Genomic DNA, 21,295 nt, shown 5'->3' with positions numbered 1-21,295 from the left:
TTTAGTTGGAACGCGGTACTATGCTTGCAAAAGTTAACACGGTGTCGCTGAAAATAATGGAGCACCGGTTTTACAAATTCTCCAGAAAATCAATGAGTTCATCAAAATTATGGAGAACTTTAATAGGAGAGCCGCTACATTGTAAATCAGGACGATAAGGATACAGTTCCACATAAAAGTCTGAATCATCTTCCAAAGCGGATACTTCTGTTAAATAGATATAGTCTTTACCGAATGAACTAGGCTCCTTCATTTAAATCACCTTCTACTTTTCTTTTATTTTAAAGTAGAAGGGAGCATATTCAGGATCCTTATTATGTCAATTTATTGAATTATCACATGTTAAGCATGAAGCTGTAGCTTTGGTTGCAGAGGTAATCGGATGCGAAAAATTGTTCCTTCATTTAAAAAGCTTGAAATTTCAATGTTACCTCCATGCTCACTAATAATTTGTTTACAAATCGCCAACCCTAACCCTGTCCCAGATAATTTCGTTGAATAAAAAGGGGTGAAAAGCCTGTTAAGCGAATCTTCACTTAATCCACAACCGTTATCTTCAATGCTAATGATGATATCATCATCTATTCTCTCACTAGACAATCGTATTTTCCCTTCGTTTCGCTCACTTGAGTGAATCGCCTCAACCGCATTTTTAATCATATTTACGAGCACTTGCTTCAATTGATGTTCCTCAACGAAAATAGACGGAATATCGGACTGCAAGCTCGTTTCCAGGACGATATTTCTTAAGTGCGCTTCCCCTTCATAAAGAAGCGCAATATCTTCAATTAAATCATTAATTACTACTTCTTTCCGCTCATTTATTTGTGGCTTTGCCGCATTCAAAAATTGATAAAGCAACTTATTTGCTCGCTCAATTTCATCCAAAGCAATACTGGCATATTGCTCTTTATCCAGCTCAATTAAATATGGCTTCATTAATTGAATAAAGCCTTTAATGGTCGTCAATGGATTCCGAATCTCATGGGCAATGCCCGCTGCAAGCTGGCCTACATTTGATAAATAACTGCGATGCAGGTCCAGTTCATCATATTTTTCTTTTATTTTCTCAAGCTCTTGAAGGCGCAGTTTTGATTGTCGCAATTTGTGCCTCATGCTTTTCATCTGCTCGAAAGTTTTATTGGATAAAGATTCTAACGGTTGGCAAAATAGATGGCATTTACAGTTCTCTTTTTTTTTATAAATTCGGTACGGTGCAGGCGCTTCCTCACGCAAATTTAATAAAAATACTTTCGACTCCATTTCTGGTGCTCCAATAAATTGCAGAAAATCCTCGATACTGTCTACTGCAATGAAATCATTGACATTTTCGGGACATTTTTTTAAGTTTGCCGATGCTGCAATGACATTTAAATCCGCATCAATACACAAATAGGGGAAAGGTAAGCTTAAATATTGATCGTATTCCATTTTTCATCCATCCTTCATCATTTTAAATCAACCCATTTCCTATTCCACAAACAATAGATTCTGAACGAGAAAGAAATGAAGCTTGATTTGTATATGTCTATGGCGAAAAACATCAAATTATGTATATTTAAAGCAAATTTTAAAGCGGCAAACTAATTTCAAATATGGAGAAAAATTAAGACCATTTTAGATTTTCCTGAACTTTTATACTAGTAGTATACAAAATTTGTAGAATATTATCAATAAAGAACGATATTTATCTTATTAAGAACGTTTTTTATCTTTAATTTTATTTGCCTTTGTTAATGAATACTGCTAAAAAACAATTTTGCATTCGTTCCCACAAATGTGAAAGGAGACTCATTTTAAAACTCCTTAAATTTTTGGAGACTAAAACATGGCTCTGCGGATACATTGCTATTGAATTATCATCAGCAACGATCGTTTCTCACCATAAAAAAGCTATAAAAGACAAGGTTATGCCTTTTATAGCCACTTTACTTTTGGCTCTGTTTTATTTTTAATTCGTGATATGTTGGCCCGATGACGATAAATAACAAAAAATGCGAGAATCGATACAACAATAATAAGCGCATGATCGCCGTCGATAAATGCATATACTATGGCAGCAAAAGCAGCAACAATGGAAGATAAGGAGACGTATTTCGTTATGTACAAACAAAGAATGAAAACAACGACAATTACGACAAACATTAAAGGGGCATAGCATAGGAGCACGCCACCAGAAGTTGCAACTGCTTTTCCTCCTTTAAATCCAGCAAAAATAGGAAACATATGCCCAATGACAGCGATAACTCCCGGAATTAAAGGATGTAAATGTAAGTCTGATTGAAGTAGATCGGGAAGAGCGGTCGCAAGCGTTCCTTTTAAAATATCTGCAAGAGTAACAATAATCCCAGCTTTGACGCCAAGAACACGAAAGGTGTTTGTCGCACCTAAATTTCCACTTCCATGCTCTCTAATGTCAATCCCTTTCGCTTTTCCGACTATAAGTCCAGAAGGAATGGAGCCAAGTAAATAAGATAAAATAATGATTGCAATAATGATCATATATTGTTCTCCTTCGCCATAAAAGCTGAATTTCTTTTTCAGTTGTCTAGCGCAAACACCACTCACCCAACAGTTTTTTTGTTCCTCAGACTCATGGATGATTGTTGTGCAGTGAAGATTTCTTCACTTTAAAGACTGATCGGTCTTCCAGTATGAAGAGCGTGGCATGGAACTAGGAATTCCAGGCGGGCAAACATCGCTGAAACAGGGAAGTTGAAGGTGGGTTTCGCTTTTCTAGTTGTCATTATGACCTACTACTAACATTTTAATATTGTACCATGCGAGGAAGCCATTTCACAATGCTTTGAAAATAGTTCTGATTGTTTGTTTTCTTTTTTCTCCGACAAACCTCGTCAAGATCATTGAAATTTCCTTTTTATGAGAGGTTTTCCTTTTCAAGTTAGAGAGAATTCGTTACGATGGGATTAAGGAGGAAAGTCATTCATGGTACGTGTAAAATATCAGCAAAAGAAAACAATCTCAAAGGGCTGGATCATTGGAGGGCTATTGATCGCATTTTGTATGATCATTTCTAGTATTCTACTGCTTCTTTACCCTTTCGCCTCAAAGGAAAAACGAGAATATTTTAGCGGAGAAAATCCGATTATTTTAAACGGTAGTCAAAAAGGAAATGCGATTATAGATGGAGAAAGCGTCTATATTCCTTTAACATTAATACAGGACAATATTGATGACAGTGTCACCTATGATGAAAAATCTAATTCGATTATTATTACTACAGCGGACAAAGTTGTGCAAATGCCTTCAGAGTCGTTAACCTATTACGTAAATGAAAAACCGGTGAAACTCCAGTTTTCACCGATTAAGGACGAGGCAGGGGAACTTTATGTGGCGCTTGAGCCAGTAATTAATTTTTTCCCTCTGCAATATACCATTCTACCAAATTCGAATGCTGTTTTGATGCAACAAAACGGGGACGAATTTATTCATGGTACTGTTACAGAAAGGGATGTTCATAATGAGAAGTTACGCCTTAGAACAAAAGCCAGTCTTCAATCTCCGTACACAGCTGAACTTGACCAGGGGGAACAAGTTTTCATCGAAGAGCAAGAAGGAGAATATTTTTTAATACGCAAAGAAAATGGGATAGCCGGTTACGTTCACAAAAATTTAGTACGTGCAGAAGAAAAGGAGACCATTGCGGTCGTAAGGGAACAGAAAGAGGTTTCATTGCCGGAAATAGAAGGACCAATTCAATTAACTTGGGAAGCTGTTTATACGAAAACCCCACATCCAAGCAGCCTCCCGCAAATGCCTGGAGTTAATGTCGTCTCACCTACATGGTTTGAATTGGAAAATGCGGCAGGTGATGTTAAAAACCTTGGTTCTATACCGTATGTGGAGTGGGCTAAAAATAAAGGCTACCAAGTATGGGGACTCTTTTCAAATGCGTTCGATCCGGAATTAACTTATCAAGCTTTTAAAGATTTTGACACTAGACAAAAAATCATCAGAACATTGATCCATTACAGCCAAATTTATCAGCTTGACGGCATTAATTTGGACATTGAAAATGTCAAAGCTGAGCACGGCCCACTCGTAACCCAATTTGTAAGGGAAGCGACTCCTTATTTCCATGAAGCCGGCCTTATTGTTTCAATGGATATTACTTTTATCGCGGGAGGAAATTGGTCCGAGTTCTACGAACGAGAGAAGCTCGCGGATATTGTCGATTATTTAGCAGTAATGGCCTATGACGAGCATTGGGGCTCCTCTCCAATTGCAGGGAGTGTTGCCAGTCTTCCTTGGGTAGAGGAAAATTTACAAAAGCTCCTTGAAATTGTCCCAAATGAAAAGCTTATCCTTGGGGTGCCACTGTATGCACGATTATGGCAGGTAAAAGATTCAGGAGAAGTGTCATCATCCGCTTTGTCGATGGATAAAGTGCAAGAATGGTTAGATGTTCATCAACTGACTCCTACTTATGATGAAGCAAGTGGACAAAACTATGCTGAGCTTTATGTTGATGAAGAGAAAAGCACTTATAAAATTTGGCTCGAAGACGAGCTCTCACTTAGAAAGAGAGCCGATTTGGCGGCAAAGTATGAGTTGGCTGGTATTGCCAGCTGGTCACGTTCATTTGCCAACGAATTAGCTTGGCTAGCTTTAAATATGGAAAATGAACAGGTTACACAAAAATAAATACTCACCACCTGAGCACAATGACATGATTTTTTTATACTGAAAGCGTAAAATAAAGGAGATACTACTTTGCATACATTGGCAAGATTGCATGAAAAAGCGATTATGACTCCTTTTCATGCAAACTGCACACCATCCGTCTTATTAAACATAGAAAAAAATCAACTGCACGATCAAAGGAGATGAAAAAAATGGCTATTGAAAATCCAAGCCGTGAAGAAATCGGACAAATCCTTAAAAGAGTGAAACGAATTGCTGTTGTTGGACTAAGCGGAAACCCTGAGAGAACGTCATATATGGTATCGAAGGCGATGCAAGATGCAGGTTATGAGATCATTCCTGTCAACCCTACAGTAGACGAAGTTCTTGGCGTTAAAGCGGTAAAATCATTAAAGGAAATAGAAGGGCATGTCGATGTTGTAAATGTCTTTCGACGTCCTGAGCATTTAATGGAGATTGCGAAAGAGTTTGCCGAAATTGACGCTGAAATTTTCTGGGCTCAGCTTGGAGTCGTTAATGAAGAAGCTTATCAATTTTTAAAGGAAAAAGGTTATACAGTCATCATGGACCGCTGTATAAAAGTCGAGCACGCGTTAACGAAATAAACATTTTTTAGCAAAAACTGTCAGGTTAACTTGACAGTTTTTTTACTTCCTTCTAAAATGATTCTTTATTCCTATATATCGCCGGAAACGCCTTTTCTGAGAACTCCTTAAATTGTCAAGATTACCGTATTGTGCTAGTGAAACTAGAAGTAAATTATTCGTCACCTATTTGCTAAATCGTTATATTTATATACAATAGGGCATAGACGTTTCTTTTTAAGGGATTGAAGCTGTTGTTCTTTTTTCTCTAAAACTTTAAGAAAAAAGTCCGTTGATATGATAAGATAAACACCAGGAACAGTCGTTCTACGAATGAAAACGATTCATCCACAATGAAAGTCGTTCATCGATTGTTGTTAATGAAAACTAAAATTATGAGATTGTAGCAACTGAAAGGGGTATGTAAGTGGCAAGAAATCAGCAAAGCTTCGATTATAATGATGATGCCATTCAAGTGTTAGAAGGTCTCGAAGCAGTTCGGAAACGCCCCGGTATGTACATTGGTAGTACTGATTCGAGAGGACTTCATCACTTAGTATATGAAATTGTCGATAACTCTGTTGACGAGGCTCTAGCCGGCTACGGAGACCATATCATCGTTAAAATACATAAAGACAATTCGATTAGTGTTCAAGATAAAGGGCGCGGAATGCCAACCGGTATGCATAAGCTTGGCAAACCAACTCCGGAAGTCATTTTAACCGTCCTTCATGCAGGAGGAAAGTTTGGACAAGGTGGCTATAAAACAAGCGGTGGCTTGCACGGTGTCGGTGCATCGGTCGTCAATGCACTTTCAGAATGGCTGGTTGTCAAAATAAAAAGAGATGGATTTGTTTATGAACAGCGCTTTGAAAATGGCGGTGTTCCCGTCACAACGCTTGAAAAAGTAGGGAAAACAAACCAAACAGGCACAACCATTCATTTCAAACCGGATCGAACGATTTTTTCAACAACCACATACAATTATGAAACTTTATGCGAACGTCTTCGCGAATCTGCCTTTCTATTAAAAGGAATGAAAATTGAAATTATTGATGAACGAAATGAGACGAAAGAGGAATTTCATTACGAAAATGGAATCGAGGCATTCGTGCAATACTTAAACGAAGAAAAGGATGTACTTCATCCTGTAGTTAGCTTTGAAGGTATTAATTCAGGAATTGAAGTAGATTTTGCTTTTCAATTTAATGATGGGTACTCTGAAAACGTTCTATCTTTTGTGAATAATGTTCGTACAAAAGATGGAGGAACCCATGAAGCTGGTGCGAAAACAGCACTAACTCGTGCTTTTAACGAGTATGCTCGAAAAGTGAGTCTTCTCAAGGAAAAAGATAAAAATCTTGATGGAGCTGACATTCGTGAAGGCTTTGCAGCGATTATTTCCGTTCGTGTACCAGAAGAGCTGCTTCAATTTGAAGGTCAAACAAAGGGAAAACTCGGAACGAGCGAAGCAAGATCAGCCGTCGATGCTGTTGTGTCTGAACACCTTTCTTACTTTTTAGAAGAAAATCCTGATATCAGTTCGCTCTTAATTAAAAAGGCGATAAAAGCTTATCAGGCAAGGGAAGCTGCCCGTAAAGCGCGAGAAGAAGCTCGGAGCGGCAAAAAAAGAAAAAAGGGTGAAGCCGTACTTTCAGGGAAACTAACCCCCGCACAGTCACGCAATCCACAGCGAAACGAACTCTACTTAGTTGAGGGTGATTCGGCAGGTGGTTCGGCTAAGCAAGGAAGAGATCGCAAATTTCAGGCAGTACTGCCGTTACGTGGTAAGGTTATAAATACAGAGAAAGCCAAACTAGCTGATATTTTTAAAAACGAAGAAATTAATACCATTATCCATGCAATCGGTGCGGGAGTTGGGGCTGATTTTAATGTAGAGGACTGCAACTATGATAAGGTGGTCATTATGACCGACGCCGATACTGATGGTGCACATATTCAGGTCCTCCTCTTAACATTCTTTTACCGCTATATGAAGCCACTACTTGAAGCTGGTAAAGTGTTTATCGCGCTCCCTCCTTTATATAAGGTGAGCAAGGGAACTGGCAAAAAAGAAGTGATTGAGTATGCTTGGAGTGATGATGAGCTCGATGGTGCCATTAAAAAAGTTGGCAAAGGCTATATGATCCAACGCTATAAGGGACTTGGCGAAATGAATGCGGATCAGTTGTGGGAGACAACGATGGATCCGGAAACAAGGACATTAATCCGCGTCCGCATTGATGACGCAGCGAGAGCGGAGAGACGAGTAACTACTTTGATGGGTGATAAAGTTGAACCACGTCGAAAATGGATCGAAACGAATGTTGCATTTGGATTAGAAGAGGATGGCAGCATCCTTGAAAATGAGAATATATTGGTGGAAGAGGAGGTTGCTGATTCGTGAGTAGTGTGGAAAAATTTCGTGACCTCCCGTTAGAAGATGTCCTTGGCGATCGATTTGGCCGTTATAGTAAGTACATTATTCAAGACCGGGCATTACCGGATGCGAGAGATGGATTAAAACCTGTTCAAAGAAGGATTCTATATGCGATGCATGTAGAAGGGAATACAAGTGATAAAGGGTTTCGAAAGTCCGCAAAAACGGTCGGAAATGTCATTGGCAACTACCATCCTCATGGCGATAGTTCCGTTTATGAGGCGATGGTGCGGATGAGCCAGGATTGGAAAGTTCGCAATCTCCTCGTTGAGATGCACGGAAATAATGGAAGCATTGATGGCGATCCGCCTGCGGCAATGCGTTATACCGAAGCAAGACTATCTGCGATTGCGGCGGAGCTTTTAAGGGACATTGAGAAACATACTGTTGATCTCGTTCCAAACTTCGATGACACAGCAAACGAACCAACTGTTCTACCTGCGATGTATCCGAATCTTCTCGTAAATGGTTCAACCGGAATATCTGCCGGATATGCAACAGATATTCCTCCACATCATTTAGGAGAAATAATTGATGGTGTAATCATGCGCATGGAAAACCCGCAAACAACGGTGGACGATTTAATGACCGTTATTAAAGGGCCTGATTTCCCAACTGGCGGAATTATTCAAGGTGTTGAAGGAATTAAGAAAGCATACGAAACAGGAAAAGGTAAATTTATTGTACGCGGGAAAACGGAAATTGAAACAACACGCGGTGGCAAACAACAAATTGTCATCACTGAGATTCCTTATGAGGTCAACAAAGCCAATCTCGTTAAAAAAATCGACGAATTTCGATTAGATCGTAAGGTGGAAGGAATTTCGGAAGTACGTGACGAGACGGATCGCACTGGTCTGCGCATAGTCATCGAGTTAAAAAAAGATGCGGATGCAAATGGTGTTCTTAATTATTTGTATAAAAATAGTGACCTTCAAATCACATATAGTTTCAATATGGTCGCCATTCATAATAGAAGACCAAAATTGATGGGCCTCATCCATCTTCTTGATGCGTATATTGAGCATCAAAAAGAGGTCGTAACAAGAAGAACACAATATGATTTACAAAAAGCAAAGGACCGTCAGCATATTGTAGAAGGCTTAATGAAGGCTTTATCAATTCTTGATGAAGTGATCGCAACAATACGCGCTTCAAAAGATAAACGGAATGCGAAAGATAATTTAATCGCAAAATTTCAATTTTCCGAAGCACAAGCAGAGGCGATTGTCTCACTACAGCTTTATCGTTTAACAAACACAGATATTACTGCTTTGCAAGCGGAAGCAGAAGAGCTTGCTAAAAAAGTGGAAGAGCTTTCTACCATATTAGCAAGTGAACGAAAGCTATTATCAGTGATTAAAAAAGAATTGAAAGATGTAAAAAAACGCTTTGCTGACGAACGGCGAACACAAATTGAGGCAGAAATAGAAGAGATTAAAATCAATCTTGAGGTTCTAATTGCGAGCGAAGATGTGATTGTTACCGTGACAAAGGAAGGCTATGTAAAACGGACCAGCCCGCGCTCCTTTGCCGCTTCGAACGGACAAGACTTTGGGATGAAGGACTCGGATCGCCTTTTGGCCCAGCTAGAAATGAACACAACAGATGTGCTCCTTCTCTTTACGAATAAGGGGAATTACTTATACTGCCCTGTCCACGAATTGCCGGATATTCGCTGGAAGGATCTTGGTCAACATGTGGCCAATATTGTGCCAATTGACCGCGATGAATCCATTATTAAGGTTCTGCCTGTAAAAGAGTTCGAAAAAGAGGCAAATCTTCTTTTCTTTACAAAAAATGGCATGATAAAGAAAAGTGAATTAAAGCATTATAAAGCACAAAGATATTCCAAACCACTTGTTGCCATTAATTTAAAAAACGGTGATGAACTTATTAATGTACACGAAACAGATGGCAAAACTGAACTCTTCTTAACAACCTATCTAGGATACGGATTAAGGTTTTCTGAAGAAGAAGTTCCCTTAGTCGGTGCCCGTGCAGCAGGTGTTAAAGGGATTAACTTAAAAGATGGTGATTATGTTACGAGTGGCCATATCATCTCTGATTTAGCTGAAGAAAGTATTGTTATTGTAACTCAACGTGGCTCAATCAAAAAAATGAAATTAACAGAATTTGAGTTGACGTCAAGAGCAAAACGCGGTGTCGTTATGCTGAGAGAACTGAAATCAAATCCACACCGTGTGATCGGCGCTGTCCTCGCAAAGGAAGGGGATGACATTTTCGTTCAAGCAGATAGAGGCCATGTAGAAAGTGTTAAGTCGTCTGATTTGCGATATAATGATCGCTATACAAACGGCTCTTTCATCATTGATGAGAGTGAAAGCGGCAAAGTTCATTCCATTTGGAAAACAACATTTGAAAAAAAAGATGATCATGTTGTTTAATATCTACCCCTGCTAAACAATTAGCAGGGGATTTTTTTGCCCATTTTTTTAAACCATTCTAATTAATTATTGCATTCTAAAAAATTAGAACGTATAATATTTTTAAAATAGAATTTTGTTAGACAATATTTTTTGCAAAATCAACACCTGTATTTAATAAAACCTTCAATTAAAGATTGGATGACGAGAAATGGATAATAAAAAAAAGCAGATGGAGATTACGTTAGATCAGCAAAAATTGATTTCAAGTCCACTTAGGGCAAAGATTATTTATTTATTGAATGAACGTGCTATGACTGCAAAACAAGTCGCTGACGAACTAAGAAAATCAAACGGAAGTATTCATTATCATATTCAACAATTATACAATGGTGGAATTATTGAGCTTGTGAAAACGAAAGACAACAAAGGGATCATTGAAAAGTACTATCGATCTAAAGCCACTGAGTTCAAACTCAAAGATGAATTCACTCCTGAAAAAAGAAATTATTTTATGAGAAGGGGAACGCCTTTATCTTTATCCGATCAGGAATTAACTGAATTCATTAAGGAATTTGATTGTTTATTGGAAAAATATATAGAAAATTCAATAAAAAACGAGGAGAAGCGAACCCCTTATGAAATCAATTGTGAATTTATTAAACTTCCAAATGAAGAGGAGGATATTTAAATGCCGAACTCGGTCAAAAGAAATATTACCCTCTTTTTAACTGGAAAGCTGACGGCCGTGCTTGGTTCCTCCATATACGGATTTGCGATCGGACTCTTTATTTTAGAAGAAACAGGTTCAAGCTTGAATTTCTCAATTACATTGCTCGTAAGTGTGCTGCCACGAATTGTGCTTGCGCCGATTGCAGGAACATTAAGTGATCGCTGGGATCGAAAGAAAATTATCATTATATCAGATTTTGCCTGTTCCATATGGCTTCTATTCATTTTCATCATTTTTACGTCTTTTGATCAACAAATATGGCTGTTATTTTTAGCAACCTTCATTCTCAACTCTCTTAACACATTTTACTCTACAGCAGTGACGTCGGCCATCCCCAATATGGTTGGTCTGGAATATATTCAAAAAGCCATGTCTTTGAACCAAGCAGCCGTTTCTATTTCTACGATCCTTGGTCCTGTTTTAGGCGGAGTCCTTTTTGGCTTCACATCGATTTCAACCTTCATGGTACTTAATATTATTGCATTTACCATCTCTGGAATAGCTAGTATTTTTATAAACTATCAATTATTTGCCAAAGAAAAAGAAGAAACGGAGCAAAAAAACTTTATTGCTGAATTTAAAATTGGATTCGCCTATGTTAAACAAGAAGCATTTATTAAAAACTTGATTTTCCTTGCAGTTTTTCTTAATTTTTGGTTTGCAATCTTTCCAGTGGCTTTGCCTTATCTTGTTTTAACGATTAGAGGGATGGAGTCCTATCAACTGGGAATCATTGAAGGTGCCTTTTCGATCGGGATGCTAGTCATGTCAGTCATATTAGCCCAAATACGAGAAATTAAAAATAAAAAACGAAGCGTGTTTGGTGGTCTGTTCGGGTTATCTAGCATGTTAATTCTTCTTGGTATTCCCAATCTACCGGGCTTAAGTGAACTATCAAATACATTTTATTTTCCTTTTCTCATTATTCTCGTGATATTACTTTCTGCATTTATTATGATCATTAATATGCCAGTTATGGTTCTTTTACAAAAAAATACTCCTGACAATTACCGTGGCCGTGTTATGTCTTTAGTGGAGACGGGAGCCACTTGCATGACTCCGTTGGGATTTATTGTTTTTGGTTTTCTTCTCGAATCACTACCAGTTTGGCTGCTACTATTGATTTGCGGCGGCAGTATAATTATAATTGCTTTGCATTCATTGAAAAATAAGCAGTTTATGCACCAATTAAACAGAACAATAAATGATGATTATATTGCGGCAGAAGGGTAAAGACTCGAATGATATCATTTACCGGGCAACGTTTTTTATTGCAATTGCTATTTTCCTTTTCCCTTTAATTTCTGTGATCGGAATAAGAAGTGAAGGAATTAGTATCATAGACGTTCATCCCTATCTGTGGATAGGGATTTTTAATTGTTTATATAATGTTATTTGTGTGAGGGCTCTGCAGCTATCGTCTACAGACTTTGCCCAATCAAGTGAAGGATGGGCTAGTCTTTCAGTTATGGGAGAGCAAGCACTTATTTTTCCATCAATTTGCATCTTTTTACCAAAATTGGGCATTCTAATCATAACAGATTAGAGGAGGTCTACATAATGAAAAAAGAAGTTCTAGTCGTCATTTTCGCTTTATTTTTTATGTCAATTACAGCGATAACAGGCGCTTATGCCATAGATGAGAGTGAAAAAATGGAAACGATCGTGGAAGAGCACGAAGATTTAACAGGAGATGGCAAAGATGAGAATATACTGGTAAAAGGAGAAGTAATGGATGATGAAAGTGGTCTCTACAAAAGGTTTTTGATTGAGGTCGTCGACAATCAAGGAGGGAAACATCAAATTGAATTGGAAGAAGGGGTTAACCTATATCTCACGTTTCAGGATCTTAATCAAGACGGGATTAAGGACATGCTCGTCTCTGTCAGCAATAGCGGCAGCGGTGACATAACCAATCATTATTTATATGCCTTAAAAGACGATAGAATCACAGATTTGACTGTACCAGATCCACTTATCATTCAAAGTCAATTTTTAAATGGCTATAAAGCAAAAATTAATATCGATAATAATCATAAGTCACATAAATTTAATCTAAAAAATCGGGCAGAGGATTATGAAAATGCAGGGCTTTATTATAATGGTATTTTAAACGAGCCAACTGAATTAATGGTTCAGTCATATAGCAAACTCGAACCTGTCAAACTAAAAGGGAGCAAATTAGGATTAAAAGGGGTTCAGACGATCAGCGGCGCACACCAAGGAGATGTGATCGCAAATATTGAGTCAACATGGGAGTATAAAAGCGGGGAATGGGCACTTGTTTCCACGAAGGTAATTGAAACTCCATATATAAAAAAAGAACAATAATGATTAATTGGCGGAGGCAAAGATAAATTTAGACATTCATGTTAGGCACATGTCACCCTTGTTATTTTTTAACATATATTATCATTAACCAATACTTTAACATTTGGGGGACACCTTCCATGAGCAAGTTCAATCCTTCTAATTTAAAAGTAACATTTTTTCCGCCTGCTACTCCTTTTAAGCCCGTAGACGAAAGAAAATATACGATGACTCATTCGGAAGAAACAGGGGAAATATTCCTGACAATTGGATATTGCTATGATGAAAGCTGCATCAATCCAAAAGTTCATAATGAAGTTATTGCCGAATGGGTGCCGCGAATGGGGCAATACGTATTAAACGGAAAAGTACATGTGAGCAACGGAGAATATGATGAACAAAATTCAAAAATACGGTTCATGTTTTTCCAACAAAAGCTCAGCTTTGCTTTAACAGCGATCGTATATGGTGATAGAGCTCTATACCAATATTACCCTTGGCTCTTAGATTCACCAATTTATATACAATTTGAAAGTATTTATCCGCTCTATCATCAACTTCTATATTTCGGCACACCAAGACAATATTTAACTGCAGCAATGCAAGAAACCGTTTCATAACACAGGAATTTCCTGTGTTTTTTTGTTTTTATAATACAATTTACAAAAGGATTGCAGGGGAAGAGAGGGCCTTTAAAACAGCTGGTGAAGATGAAACTGACGTTATGAAAAAACGACTGTTTCGCAATTTATGAAAAGCAAGGGGCTTTTCATAATGTCTAGAATTTTATTCAGTCGATACACAATGAAACTATATTTTTTACCATAATATAATTATGTAAACTAATGTAATTTTTAAAGGCAGCTTAAATTAGCTGCTTTTAAAATTCGATTAAATGCTTGACTGCATAGGCAAACCCGTTGTCATCATTTGATTTAGTGATAATATCTGCATGTTCCTGGATTTCAACAGGAGCGTTCGCCATAGCAACAGAAGTGGTAGCGACTTTAAATTGTTCCACATCGTTTCCACCATCACCAAAAGCAAAGATTTCATCAAAATGGACGTTGATTAATTTTTGGTATCTCAATAATGCAGCACCTTTATTGGCCTCAAGTGATGTAAGTTCAACATTATTTGGATGAGAGGAAGCAATCGTCAATGGTAATTTTTCATGAAGAGCATTCTTTACAGCAGTAATTTTCTCCAATTGATCATGTCGGGAGACAGCCATAACTTTATAAATGACAAGATCTTTTTTATTCAGCATTTGCTCATAATCATAACCTGCAAAAATCCCTTCAATTTCCTCATCACTTTTTCCTTGAAGGTAGGGGTTTCTACACGGGAATCCACCCTGGTTCGTATAGACCATAATCCACAATCCAAACTTCTTTAATACGGCAAATAGCTCATTATATAAAGAAAAAGGAATGGAAGCTTCAAACAATACATCCTTAGTATCAGAATAAATAACTGTACCATTTATTGTAAAAATAGGCAATTTTAATGATTTTATTGCATTAAATTGAATGACATCATCGTAAGCACGACCAGTATTAATGATAACAGAGTGACCCTGAGCTTTTAATTCCTTTAAAACATGTAAGTTTTCAGTCGAGATTTCTCGTTTAGAATTTAATAAAGTTCCATCTAAATCAATAGAAAAGCATTTCATCCTTTAATTCCTTTCCATATAACATATTAAATACTATAACAGAAAAGCAGTAGTAAAAAAACGGATCGTAACAGAAATTCTTCCTTTGTCTCACTATCTAAAGTATACTTTAGAATTGAGACTGAAACTTTCTTTTTTAACCCAACTTCCTATAATGTATATTATGTAAACTAAAAAATGAAATGTTTTGGGGAGCAGTATTTCGTCTTTACTCCCCTGATGATTGACACAAAATTACTTATTAATTGATTTTATAATGAATAGCTTCGGCCCTCTATTCAATTTTAATTTCAATATAATTGATTGGAGTTCACCATTGGAATTCCGTACCTCCCAATTACATTTTGTTATTTTATTGTAGGATCTAGCTTCATAATTGCCCCAAAATATTGTGAAGCAGTTGTGAACGTAATAAAAGCACACAATTCACTGATTTCTTCTTCAGATAAATGCTTCTTCAACACATTAAAGATAGCATCTGGTATATTGCCTTTTAATTTTAAAAATACCTCTGCGAATCCCACAGCAATTGACGTCTTTTCGTCGAAAAGGTCAGGTTCAGGTTTCCCTTTTGCCTTGCAGTACTCACAGCCATTTCCTTGTGCTAGCGTTCGCCGCACTTGCTCTTTTAATTCTGCTGTAAGCTTCCCGTCTTCCCCTAATTCATCTCCTAGTTGATTCCATAATTCCATGATTCCTTTGTTGTGCCCTAACAGTTTTTGAAAGGGACTTTCCCCATTCAAAGATTCTGTAATTCTTGCCATATTGATCCCCTCCTTATAATATTATCTTATCTAATTGTTTTGCTGAGTTACATTAAGTTTTCAATTTGATTCACATAATTTTATTAAAAATTAAATAAAAAAAGGAGGATTTACTTTAAATATGAAAACTGACTTTATTGATCAACAGATAATTGATGAATTGCTTGAAAACAGTCGATTATCAATGAGTGAGCTTGGACGAAGGATCAATTTATCATCTCCATCTGTTACAGAGCGTGTAAGAAAAATGGAATCCTTTGGAATCATAAAAAAATATACATTGGATGTGGATTACGAGAAATTAGGTTATCCAATCCAATGTTTCATTGAAGCAACGGTTAAAAATGGTGATTATAAATCTTTTAAAAAGTTTATTGAGTCGTTCCCAAATGTGGAATTTTGCTATCGTATAGCTGGTAATGCTTGTTATATGTTAAAAATGCAATTTGAAACATTCTCGAAAGCAGAAGAGTTTATTGAAAAAGCGAATCCCTACGCCCATACCGTAACGCATTTTATCTTTTCAAGGGTATCTACAAATCTTAAGATTCATTCTTAATCACACGGTTTTGGGCTTACATTTTAGATATAAAGCGATTTTAAAATCCCCCTCTTTTTGAAGGAAGCATAACTTTTTCAAAAGAAAATAAAATAATCCCTTACGATATCATACTGTAAGGGATTATTTGTAATCAAACTTTATTATCATTTATCGAACTAAATAATCAATCCTTTTATAATCTACACTATAAAACCAACCGTTAATCTATTATTTCCCGGTTTCAGCAAACATTTTTAAGCGTTCTCCAATTTCATCACGCACCCGCTGGAAAAACGCCCATTTTTCACCTTCCGTCCCTTCCGCCTTTGCCGGATCATCAAAGCCCCAGTGCTCTCTTTTGACTTGTGGTGGTGTCATTGGACATTTATCGACTGCATCACCACATAAAGTCACAACTAAATCTGCATAATTGAGAATCTCAGGATCGATGATATCTGAAGTTTGAGTTGAAATATCAATCCCCACTTCCTTCATTGCCTTCACAGCATTCGGATTTAATCCATGTGCCTCAATTCCAGCACTAAAAACATTCCATTCCTCGCCTAAATATTTCTTTCCCCAGCCTTCAGCCATTTGACTTCTACAAGAATTTCCTGTACATAAGAAATAGATTGTCTTTTTATCCATGTTATATAGCTCCTTCATAAGTTTTTTAAATGATGAATAACCAAATATACAGAACAACTAAAGTAATAAATAGAGTAGTTAAAATGATACCGGTTTAAAAAATACATTCCCCATAAGATTTTTACAGATAAAAAATGTGTTAACCATACATTTGTTCCCCCTTAATATATCGACTTTCGATATATGCTTGAGATGCGCAGCCCTTCTTCTTCTAGCTGCTGCAAGCTATTAAGCTTGTACAAATGGATTCATAGCTTTTACACTCTTTTACTTTGTTAAACAATATTGCTTCACCAAAAGGCAAGACCATTAAATAAAAGTAATCATAAAAACTTTGTAAAGGTTTTGTAAATACTATTGAAGACAACAACCAGCATCATATAAAATAAGCTTTCCATATCGACTTTCGATATTGAGATCCGCAATCGGAGATGCGAAGTTGGAAGAAAAAATTGAGGAAATTATTTCTCGGCTTCATCCCAATACATATTTTACACCATGCGAAAGAGAATTTGATTTATCGTGTTTGCATGCTGGATATAATATCAGCTCTGGAACCCTCTAATCCCTTTTACATTCAACGGAGAGTGAAGGACTTCTTTTAAAAGAAGTGAGAAAAATTAGAAAATATTACACTATCACTGAAAAAGAACGTTTAGTTTGAACGGAAGCACGTAATAAAGCATATGAACTTTTTAAGGAGATTAACCAAAAGGAGATTTCTATGACACAAAACCAACAGAACAACAGGATAAAAGCACTTCTTGAGATTCTATACATATCAACTAAATTAGGGCTTACATCATTTGGTGGGCCAGTAGCGCACTTGGGTTATTTTTATAATGAGTACATTCAAAAAAGAAAATGGATGGATGAAAAAAACTACGCAGACTTAGTCGCATTATGTCAGTTCCTTCCTGGACCAGCAAGTAGCCAGGTTGGAATCGGAGTCGGTGTAATGAGAGCGGGAATTGTAGGAGGAATCGTATCTTTTATCGGTTTCACTCTCCCCTCAGTTCTAGCCTTAATTATTTTTGCGTTACTTCTGCAAGGAGTCAATATTGGTGATGCCGGTTGGATTCATGGGTTAAAAATAGTAGCCGTTGTCGTCGTTGCACACGCGATTTTAGGGATGGCAAAAAATTTAACTCCTGACTTAAAAAGAAAAGCATTAGCTTTATTCGCACTCGTTGCGACATTATTATCACAAACTGCTTTTGCACAAGTGGGGGTCATACTCATTTGTGCTCTAATCGGTTTCGTCCTATATAAAAATCATCAAGATAGCCAAGACTCAAACATTCATTTTCCTATCTCGAAAGGATTTGCTATCGCATGTTTAACAATATTTTTTGCGCTCCTTTTCCTGTTGCCTATCTTAAGAGAAGTAACATCTTTAAATTGGCTCGCCATGTTTGATAGCTTTTACCGTTCTGGTTCCCTTGTTTTTGGAGGTGGCCACGTTGTACTTCCATTACTCGAACGTGAGTTTGTACCAACGGGCTGGTTGAGTAAAGATGCGTTTTTAGCCGGTTATGGAGCTGCACAAGCAGTACCTGGACCGCTCTTTACCTTTGCTGCTTATCTAGGTGCCGTTATGAATGGCTGGCAAGGTGGACTGCTCGCAACAGTCGCCATCTTCCTCCCTGCGTTTTTACTCATCCTTGGAACACTGCCTTTTTGGGAGGCTCTTCGCCGAAATCCGAAAGTTAAAGGAGCATTAATGGGGGTTAATGCAGCAGTTGTTGGAATCTTAATCTCCGCTTTTTATCAACCGATATGGGTAAGTTCCATCCTTACTCCAATAGATTTTGCTTTCACAGCTATTCTTTTCAGCATGTTGATGTTTTGGAAAGTACCTCCCTGGGTCATTGTTTTAATAGGAGGTTTGGGTGGGGCACTGATAACAGTGTTTTTTGGGAACGTCTAAACATCAAGACTACTTGGATATAAAGTATGCAACCAAATTCAGTTAACGAGTAAAATCTAGAAAACTATATACCTATAGATTAGGGTTTATTCAGCATGAGTATAGCCAGCTAACGAGATAGTTTTACGTATTAAATAGACTATTTTTATTCGTTGTTCCTCGTAAGATTATAATTTTAAAAAAATGCACGCATTTAATCACATAACATTAAACACTTGTCCAAGCATGATCTTAACTAGGGAATAATATAAAGTAGCTCAATAAAAAGGAGGGAAAAATGAATGAGCAAAGTGTGGAGAAACGAAGATATTTTTGGAAGTTCCAAAAGTCATCGTAGTGATGTTGACGTTGATGTTGACACTAGAAACGATAACGATGCAGAAAATGAAACAGATATTAAACTTAAAGACAAAAACGTGAATATCGCAAGAGCCTTTGTTAAACACAGTGGGAACTCTAAAGTCGATCTAGACATTAAAGTAGATAGCGAATCACTTGCGAGAGTACGTGCAAGATCAGAAGCTGATTCCGATCAGGAGCAGGATCAAGATCAGGATCAAGATCAGAAACTAAGACGTTAATTCAATGTTAAAAAGGGGATACTTAACCAGTGCCTTGTATCCCCTTTTTATTCATATAGGAGGGGAAAAATGCAGAAACCTGTTGAAAATAAACTCAATACAATAGTCAGACATAGCGGGAACTCAGATGTAGATCTGGAAGTGAATATAGACATTGATACAAAAGCGATTGCATATGGAATGTTATGTAGCCTATATGCTAAGGGCGAATTAAGTGAAATGGAATTAAATAAGGCCATTCAAAAGCTTGATACCCTTATCGAGAGGGATAAAAGAAAAAAGAAATTAGATAATAATAACTATCAAGTCAACATTGGAAGAAAACCAAAATTATTTGATCTTCACCCTAAAAATACAAGAAGAGAAAAACTTTAAGTTCTTCTCTTCTTTACTGAAATCAAATCATTTTAACTTTCACGAAGAGTATAAAACTGAGTGATAAATAACACTTTATTCCGAAAATTCGGCTGCAATTACAAAAATAATTAATAAAAATGCTCAAAGTAGAACTCACTAAAATCAGGAGTAGTCTTTTAAAAAATTCTAATTTTTATTCGAGTAAGTTGAGAGCCCCCGCTCAATAACATTAGCAGATACTGGCTTTATCCCCATTTCTCTTACCCAAATTGATAATTGTCCAATATGGTGAATTTCATGGGCAATGATATGCCGTACCACTTCACCCCAAGTATGGCTCACATCCTTTCCATCTTCTAAGGTAAGATGCAAAATCTGATTTTCCTTACTCGCATCCCAGTCTCTCACGAAGGCTGAGACTTCAGAATGATATCGCTCATCCAAAGCTCGAATTTCTTTTAAGCTTTTATAATCGTCAAAGTTCTCCTGAATATCAGGTTTGCCTTCTAGCATCCGAATCCAGCTCCACTCTACATCAATGATGTGAAAGAATGTTCGTAATATACTTCCCATTCCTCCCACTCGGGGTTTCAATAAGTCCTCCTCGCTTAACTGTTCACATAATTGATACCATTCTTTTCTTACCATCCAATTATAGTTAAAAAAGATTTGCAAATTATTTCCTCCTCATTTATTATAAAATTCAGATAAAGAAATCTTTAGTTCCTTTTGAGCTGGGACAAGATTGGAGGGTTTCAATATGTTTGAATTATCCGCTGTTGACATGATCTTATCACTCTTATCTATCTGGGTGATTTTCTTTATCTTTCATAGACTTCTTCACCGCTATTCCCAACAGAACAAAAAGTGGCCACAAGATCTCGTAATTACATTGCTACAATCTTTACTCGTCTTCTTCATCATTATCCCACTTATTCATTATTTTCAATAAGCCAACCTTCTAACTTGAGATACGTAGATAAATAGAGGAACATATCCCCTTCATTTCTCTAAGCTCACATAATCACTAATCTTGACTAAAGCGATCGAATTTTGAGTAGCGAAATCGGTTAAATGGGAACATATATGATCAGGTAGGAAACGAATGATACGAAGATTAAAACCTTTTTTGGTTTGAATAGTTGCATCTTTTTGTCTCCAACCAACACGAATTAATTGTACCTTATTAATTTGAGTGTGACATACACTTTAATTTCCTATTGTCATAAGCCCGTGACTTAAGATGAAGCACTAAAGAAGCTCTTGATGTTAGTTCCATCTTATCGTTTCTCACAAACTACTTAAATGCTCATGGATCAGCTTCCACTGATCATGTTCATCCTTGATAAAGACATTTGTTGCACGACCGCTTCCTTTCACGAATTTCCCATTTAAGTAGCCCTCATAATGATATTGATAAAGGCAGGTTGCGCTGTGATCATTCACAGAAATCCATTTGACATCATTGGCAGAATAGACCTCCTCCTTGATCAGCTCCCACGCATTTTCGAAATAAGCCCTAATTTCTTCCATGGTAGTGCATGTTTTATCTGTAAACCAATAAACAGCTTCAGGATGCAAAAGCTTTTTTACATTGGCAAAATCATGCGTATTCGTCGCTGTAATATATTGTTTTAATGCATCTACATAATTCATCTTGAACACCCCTTTTTATTT

Annotated in this window: 21 protein-coding genes and 2 pseudogenes; 14 read left to right on the top strand and 9 right to left on the bottom strand. The window is 37.0% G+C overall.

Annotated elements, in window-relative coordinates; genetic code table 11:
• Positions 1 to 70: 70 nt before the first annotated feature.
• The 3 genes from NST02_RS13025 to plsY form a co-directional block, all read right to left on the bottom strand.
• Positions 71 to 253, bottom strand: a complete 183-nt coding sequence (locus tag NST02_RS13025; RefSeq protein ID WP_095306108.1) for a hypothetical protein — start codon at positions 251 to 253, stop codon at positions 71 to 73.
• 89 nt (positions 254 to 342) lie between these two features.
• A complete protein-coding gene (locus NST02_RS13020; RefSeq protein WP_137744044.1) occupies positions 343 to 1,431 on the bottom strand; it encodes a two-component system sensor histidine kinase NtrB in 1,089 nt (362 codons plus the stop codon).
• A 486-nt stretch (positions 1,432 to 1,917) separates the two neighbouring features.
• Complete coding sequence (gene plsY / locus NST02_RS13015) at positions 1,918 to 2,502, bottom strand: glycerol-3-phosphate 1-O-acyltransferase PlsY (protein WP_095306110.1); 585 nt, start codon at positions 2,500 to 2,502, stop codon at positions 1,918 to 1,920.
• A gap of 444 nt (positions 2,503 to 2,946) precedes the next feature.
• Between plsY and NST02_RS13010 the strand changes: the two genes are divergently transcribed.
• The 8 genes from NST02_RS13010 (at position 2,947) to NST02_RS12975 (ending at position 13,739) form a co-directional block, all read left to right on the top strand.
• Entirely contained in the window at positions 2,947 to 4,665 is a 1,719-nt protein-coding gene (locus NST02_RS13010; RefSeq protein ID WP_212934494.1) for a glycosyl hydrolase family 18 protein, read from the top strand.
• A gap of 191 nt (positions 4,666 to 4,856) precedes the next feature.
• Positions 4,857 to 5,270: a CoA-binding protein gene (locus NST02_RS13005; protein ID WP_137744046.1), complete on the top strand. Its 414-nt coding sequence runs from the start codon at positions 4,857 to 4,859 to the stop codon at positions 5,268 to 5,270.
• A 406-nt stretch (positions 5,271 to 5,676) separates the two neighbouring features.
• Positions 5,677 to 7,656, top strand: a complete 1,980-nt coding sequence (gene parE / locus NST02_RS13000; protein WP_137744047.1) for a DNA topoisomerase IV subunit B — start codon at positions 5,677 to 5,679, stop codon at positions 7,654 to 7,656.
• Positions 7,653 to 10,097 (top strand): DNA topoisomerase IV subunit A, encoded by a 2,445-nt coding sequence (gene parC, locus NST02_RS12995; protein ID WP_095306114.1) that lies wholly within the window; start codon positions 7,653 to 7,655, stop codon positions 10,095 to 10,097. Before parE ends, parC begins: the two co-directional genes overlap by 4 nt.
• Before the next feature lie 190 nt (positions 10,098 to 10,287).
• Positions 10,288 to 10,767, top strand: a complete 480-nt coding sequence (locus NST02_RS12990) for an ArsR/SmtB family transcription factor (RefSeq protein WP_340949116.1) — start codon at positions 10,288 to 10,290, stop codon at positions 10,765 to 10,767.
• Positions 10,768 to 12,042, top strand: a complete 1,275-nt coding sequence (locus NST02_RS12985; RefSeq protein ID WP_340949115.1) for an MFS transporter — start codon at positions 10,768 to 10,770, stop codon at positions 12,040 to 12,042.
• A 327-nt stretch (positions 12,043 to 12,369) separates the two neighbouring features.
• Positions 12,370 to 13,140, top strand: a complete 771-nt coding sequence (locus tag NST02_RS12980) for a hypothetical protein (protein ID WP_095306117.1) — start codon at positions 12,370 to 12,372, stop codon at positions 13,138 to 13,140.
• 119 nt (positions 13,141 to 13,259) lie between these two features.
• Positions 13,260 to 13,739 (top strand): staygreen family protein, encoded by a 480-nt coding sequence (locus NST02_RS12975; RefSeq protein ID WP_095306118.1) that lies wholly within the window; start codon positions 13,260 to 13,262, stop codon positions 13,737 to 13,739.
• 260 nt (positions 13,740 to 13,999) lie between these two features.
• On the opposite strand, the gene NST02_RS12970 is transcribed toward NST02_RS12975, so the two are convergent.
• Positions 14,000 to 14,797, bottom strand: coding sequence for a Cof-type HAD-IIB family hydrolase (locus NST02_RS12970; protein ID WP_340949114.1), 798 nt, complete (start codon positions 14,795 to 14,797; stop codon positions 14,000 to 14,002).
• 347 nt (positions 14,798 to 15,144) lie between these two features.
• Positions 15,145 to 15,561, bottom strand: a complete 417-nt coding sequence (locus NST02_RS12965) for a carboxymuconolactone decarboxylase family protein (RefSeq protein WP_137744049.1) — start codon at positions 15,559 to 15,561, stop codon at positions 15,145 to 15,147.
• Between the two features lie 121 nt (positions 15,562 to 15,682).
• Between NST02_RS12965 and NST02_RS12960 the strand changes: the two genes are divergently transcribed.
• Positions 15,683 to 16,120, top strand: a complete 438-nt coding sequence (locus tag NST02_RS12960) for an Lrp/AsnC family transcriptional regulator (RefSeq protein WP_137744050.1) — start codon at positions 15,683 to 15,685, stop codon at positions 16,118 to 16,120.
• 210 nt (positions 16,121 to 16,330) lie between these two features.
• Here NST02_RS12960 and arsC read toward each other — a convergent pair whose 3' ends face one another.
• Together arsC and NST02_RS23785 are read right to left on the bottom strand one after the other, a co-directional pair.
• Entirely contained in the window at positions 16,331 to 16,750 is a 420-nt protein-coding gene (arsC, locus tag NST02_RS12955; RefSeq protein WP_137744051.1) for an arsenate reductase (thioredoxin), read from the bottom strand.
• Between the two features lie 25 nt (positions 16,751 to 16,775).
• Positions 16,776 to 16,875 (bottom strand): annotated as a pseudogene (locus tag NST02_RS23785) (ArsB/NhaD family transporter); the annotation flags it as partial.
• Between the two features lie 306 nt (positions 16,876 to 17,181).
• Here NST02_RS23785 and NST02_RS12950 point away from each other — a divergent pair.
• The 4 genes and pseudogenes from NST02_RS12950 to NST02_RS12935 all read left to right on the top strand — a co-directional run bounded on the left by NST02_RS12950 (position 17,182) and on the right by NST02_RS12935 (position 19,636).
• Positions 17,182 to 17,414, top strand: a pseudogene (locus NST02_RS12950) (PadR family transcriptional regulator).
• A 60-nt stretch (positions 17,415 to 17,474) separates the two neighbouring features.
• On the top strand, positions 17,475 to 18,680 hold the full coding sequence (locus tag NST02_RS12945) for a chromate transporter (protein WP_137744052.1): 1,206 nt from the start codon (positions 17,475 to 17,477) through the stop codon (positions 18,678 to 18,680).
• A gap of 281 nt (positions 18,681 to 18,961) precedes the next feature.
• Complete coding sequence (locus NST02_RS12940) at positions 18,962 to 19,261, top strand: hypothetical protein (RefSeq protein WP_137744053.1); 300 nt, start codon at positions 18,962 to 18,964, stop codon at positions 19,259 to 19,261.
• 69 nt (positions 19,262 to 19,330) lie between these two features.
• A complete protein-coding gene (locus NST02_RS12935; RefSeq protein WP_137744054.1) occupies positions 19,331 to 19,636 on the top strand; it encodes a hypothetical protein in 306 nt (101 codons plus the stop codon).
• Between the two features lie 168 nt (positions 19,637 to 19,804).
• On the opposite strand, the gene NST02_RS12930 is transcribed toward NST02_RS12935, so the two are convergent.
• On the bottom strand, positions 19,805 to 20,293 hold the full coding sequence (locus tag NST02_RS12930) for a DinB family protein (RefSeq protein WP_137744055.1): 489 nt from the start codon (positions 20,291 to 20,293) through the stop codon (positions 19,805 to 19,807).
• A gap of 85 nt (positions 20,294 to 20,378) precedes the next feature.
• Between NST02_RS12930 and NST02_RS12925 the strand changes: the two genes are divergently transcribed.
• Positions 20,379 to 20,570, top strand: a complete 192-nt coding sequence (locus NST02_RS12925) for a hypothetical protein (protein WP_137744056.1) — start codon at positions 20,379 to 20,381, stop codon at positions 20,568 to 20,570.
• Between the two features lie 338 nt (positions 20,571 to 20,908).
• Here NST02_RS12925 and NST02_RS12920 read toward each other — a convergent pair whose 3' ends face one another.
• A complete protein-coding gene (locus NST02_RS12920; RefSeq protein WP_137744057.1) occupies positions 20,909 to 21,274 on the bottom strand; it encodes a YybH family protein in 366 nt (121 codons plus the stop codon).
• Positions 21,275 to 21,295: the final 21 nt, after the last annotated feature.

The sequence above is a fragment of the Robertmurraya sp. FSL W8-0741 genome (assembly GCF_038004005.1).
Taxonomy (GTDB): domain Bacteria; phylum Bacillota; class Bacilli; order Bacillales; family Cytobacillaceae; genus Robertmurraya; species Robertmurraya siralis.
This window is presented reverse-complemented; position numbering and strand designations above follow the sequence as displayed.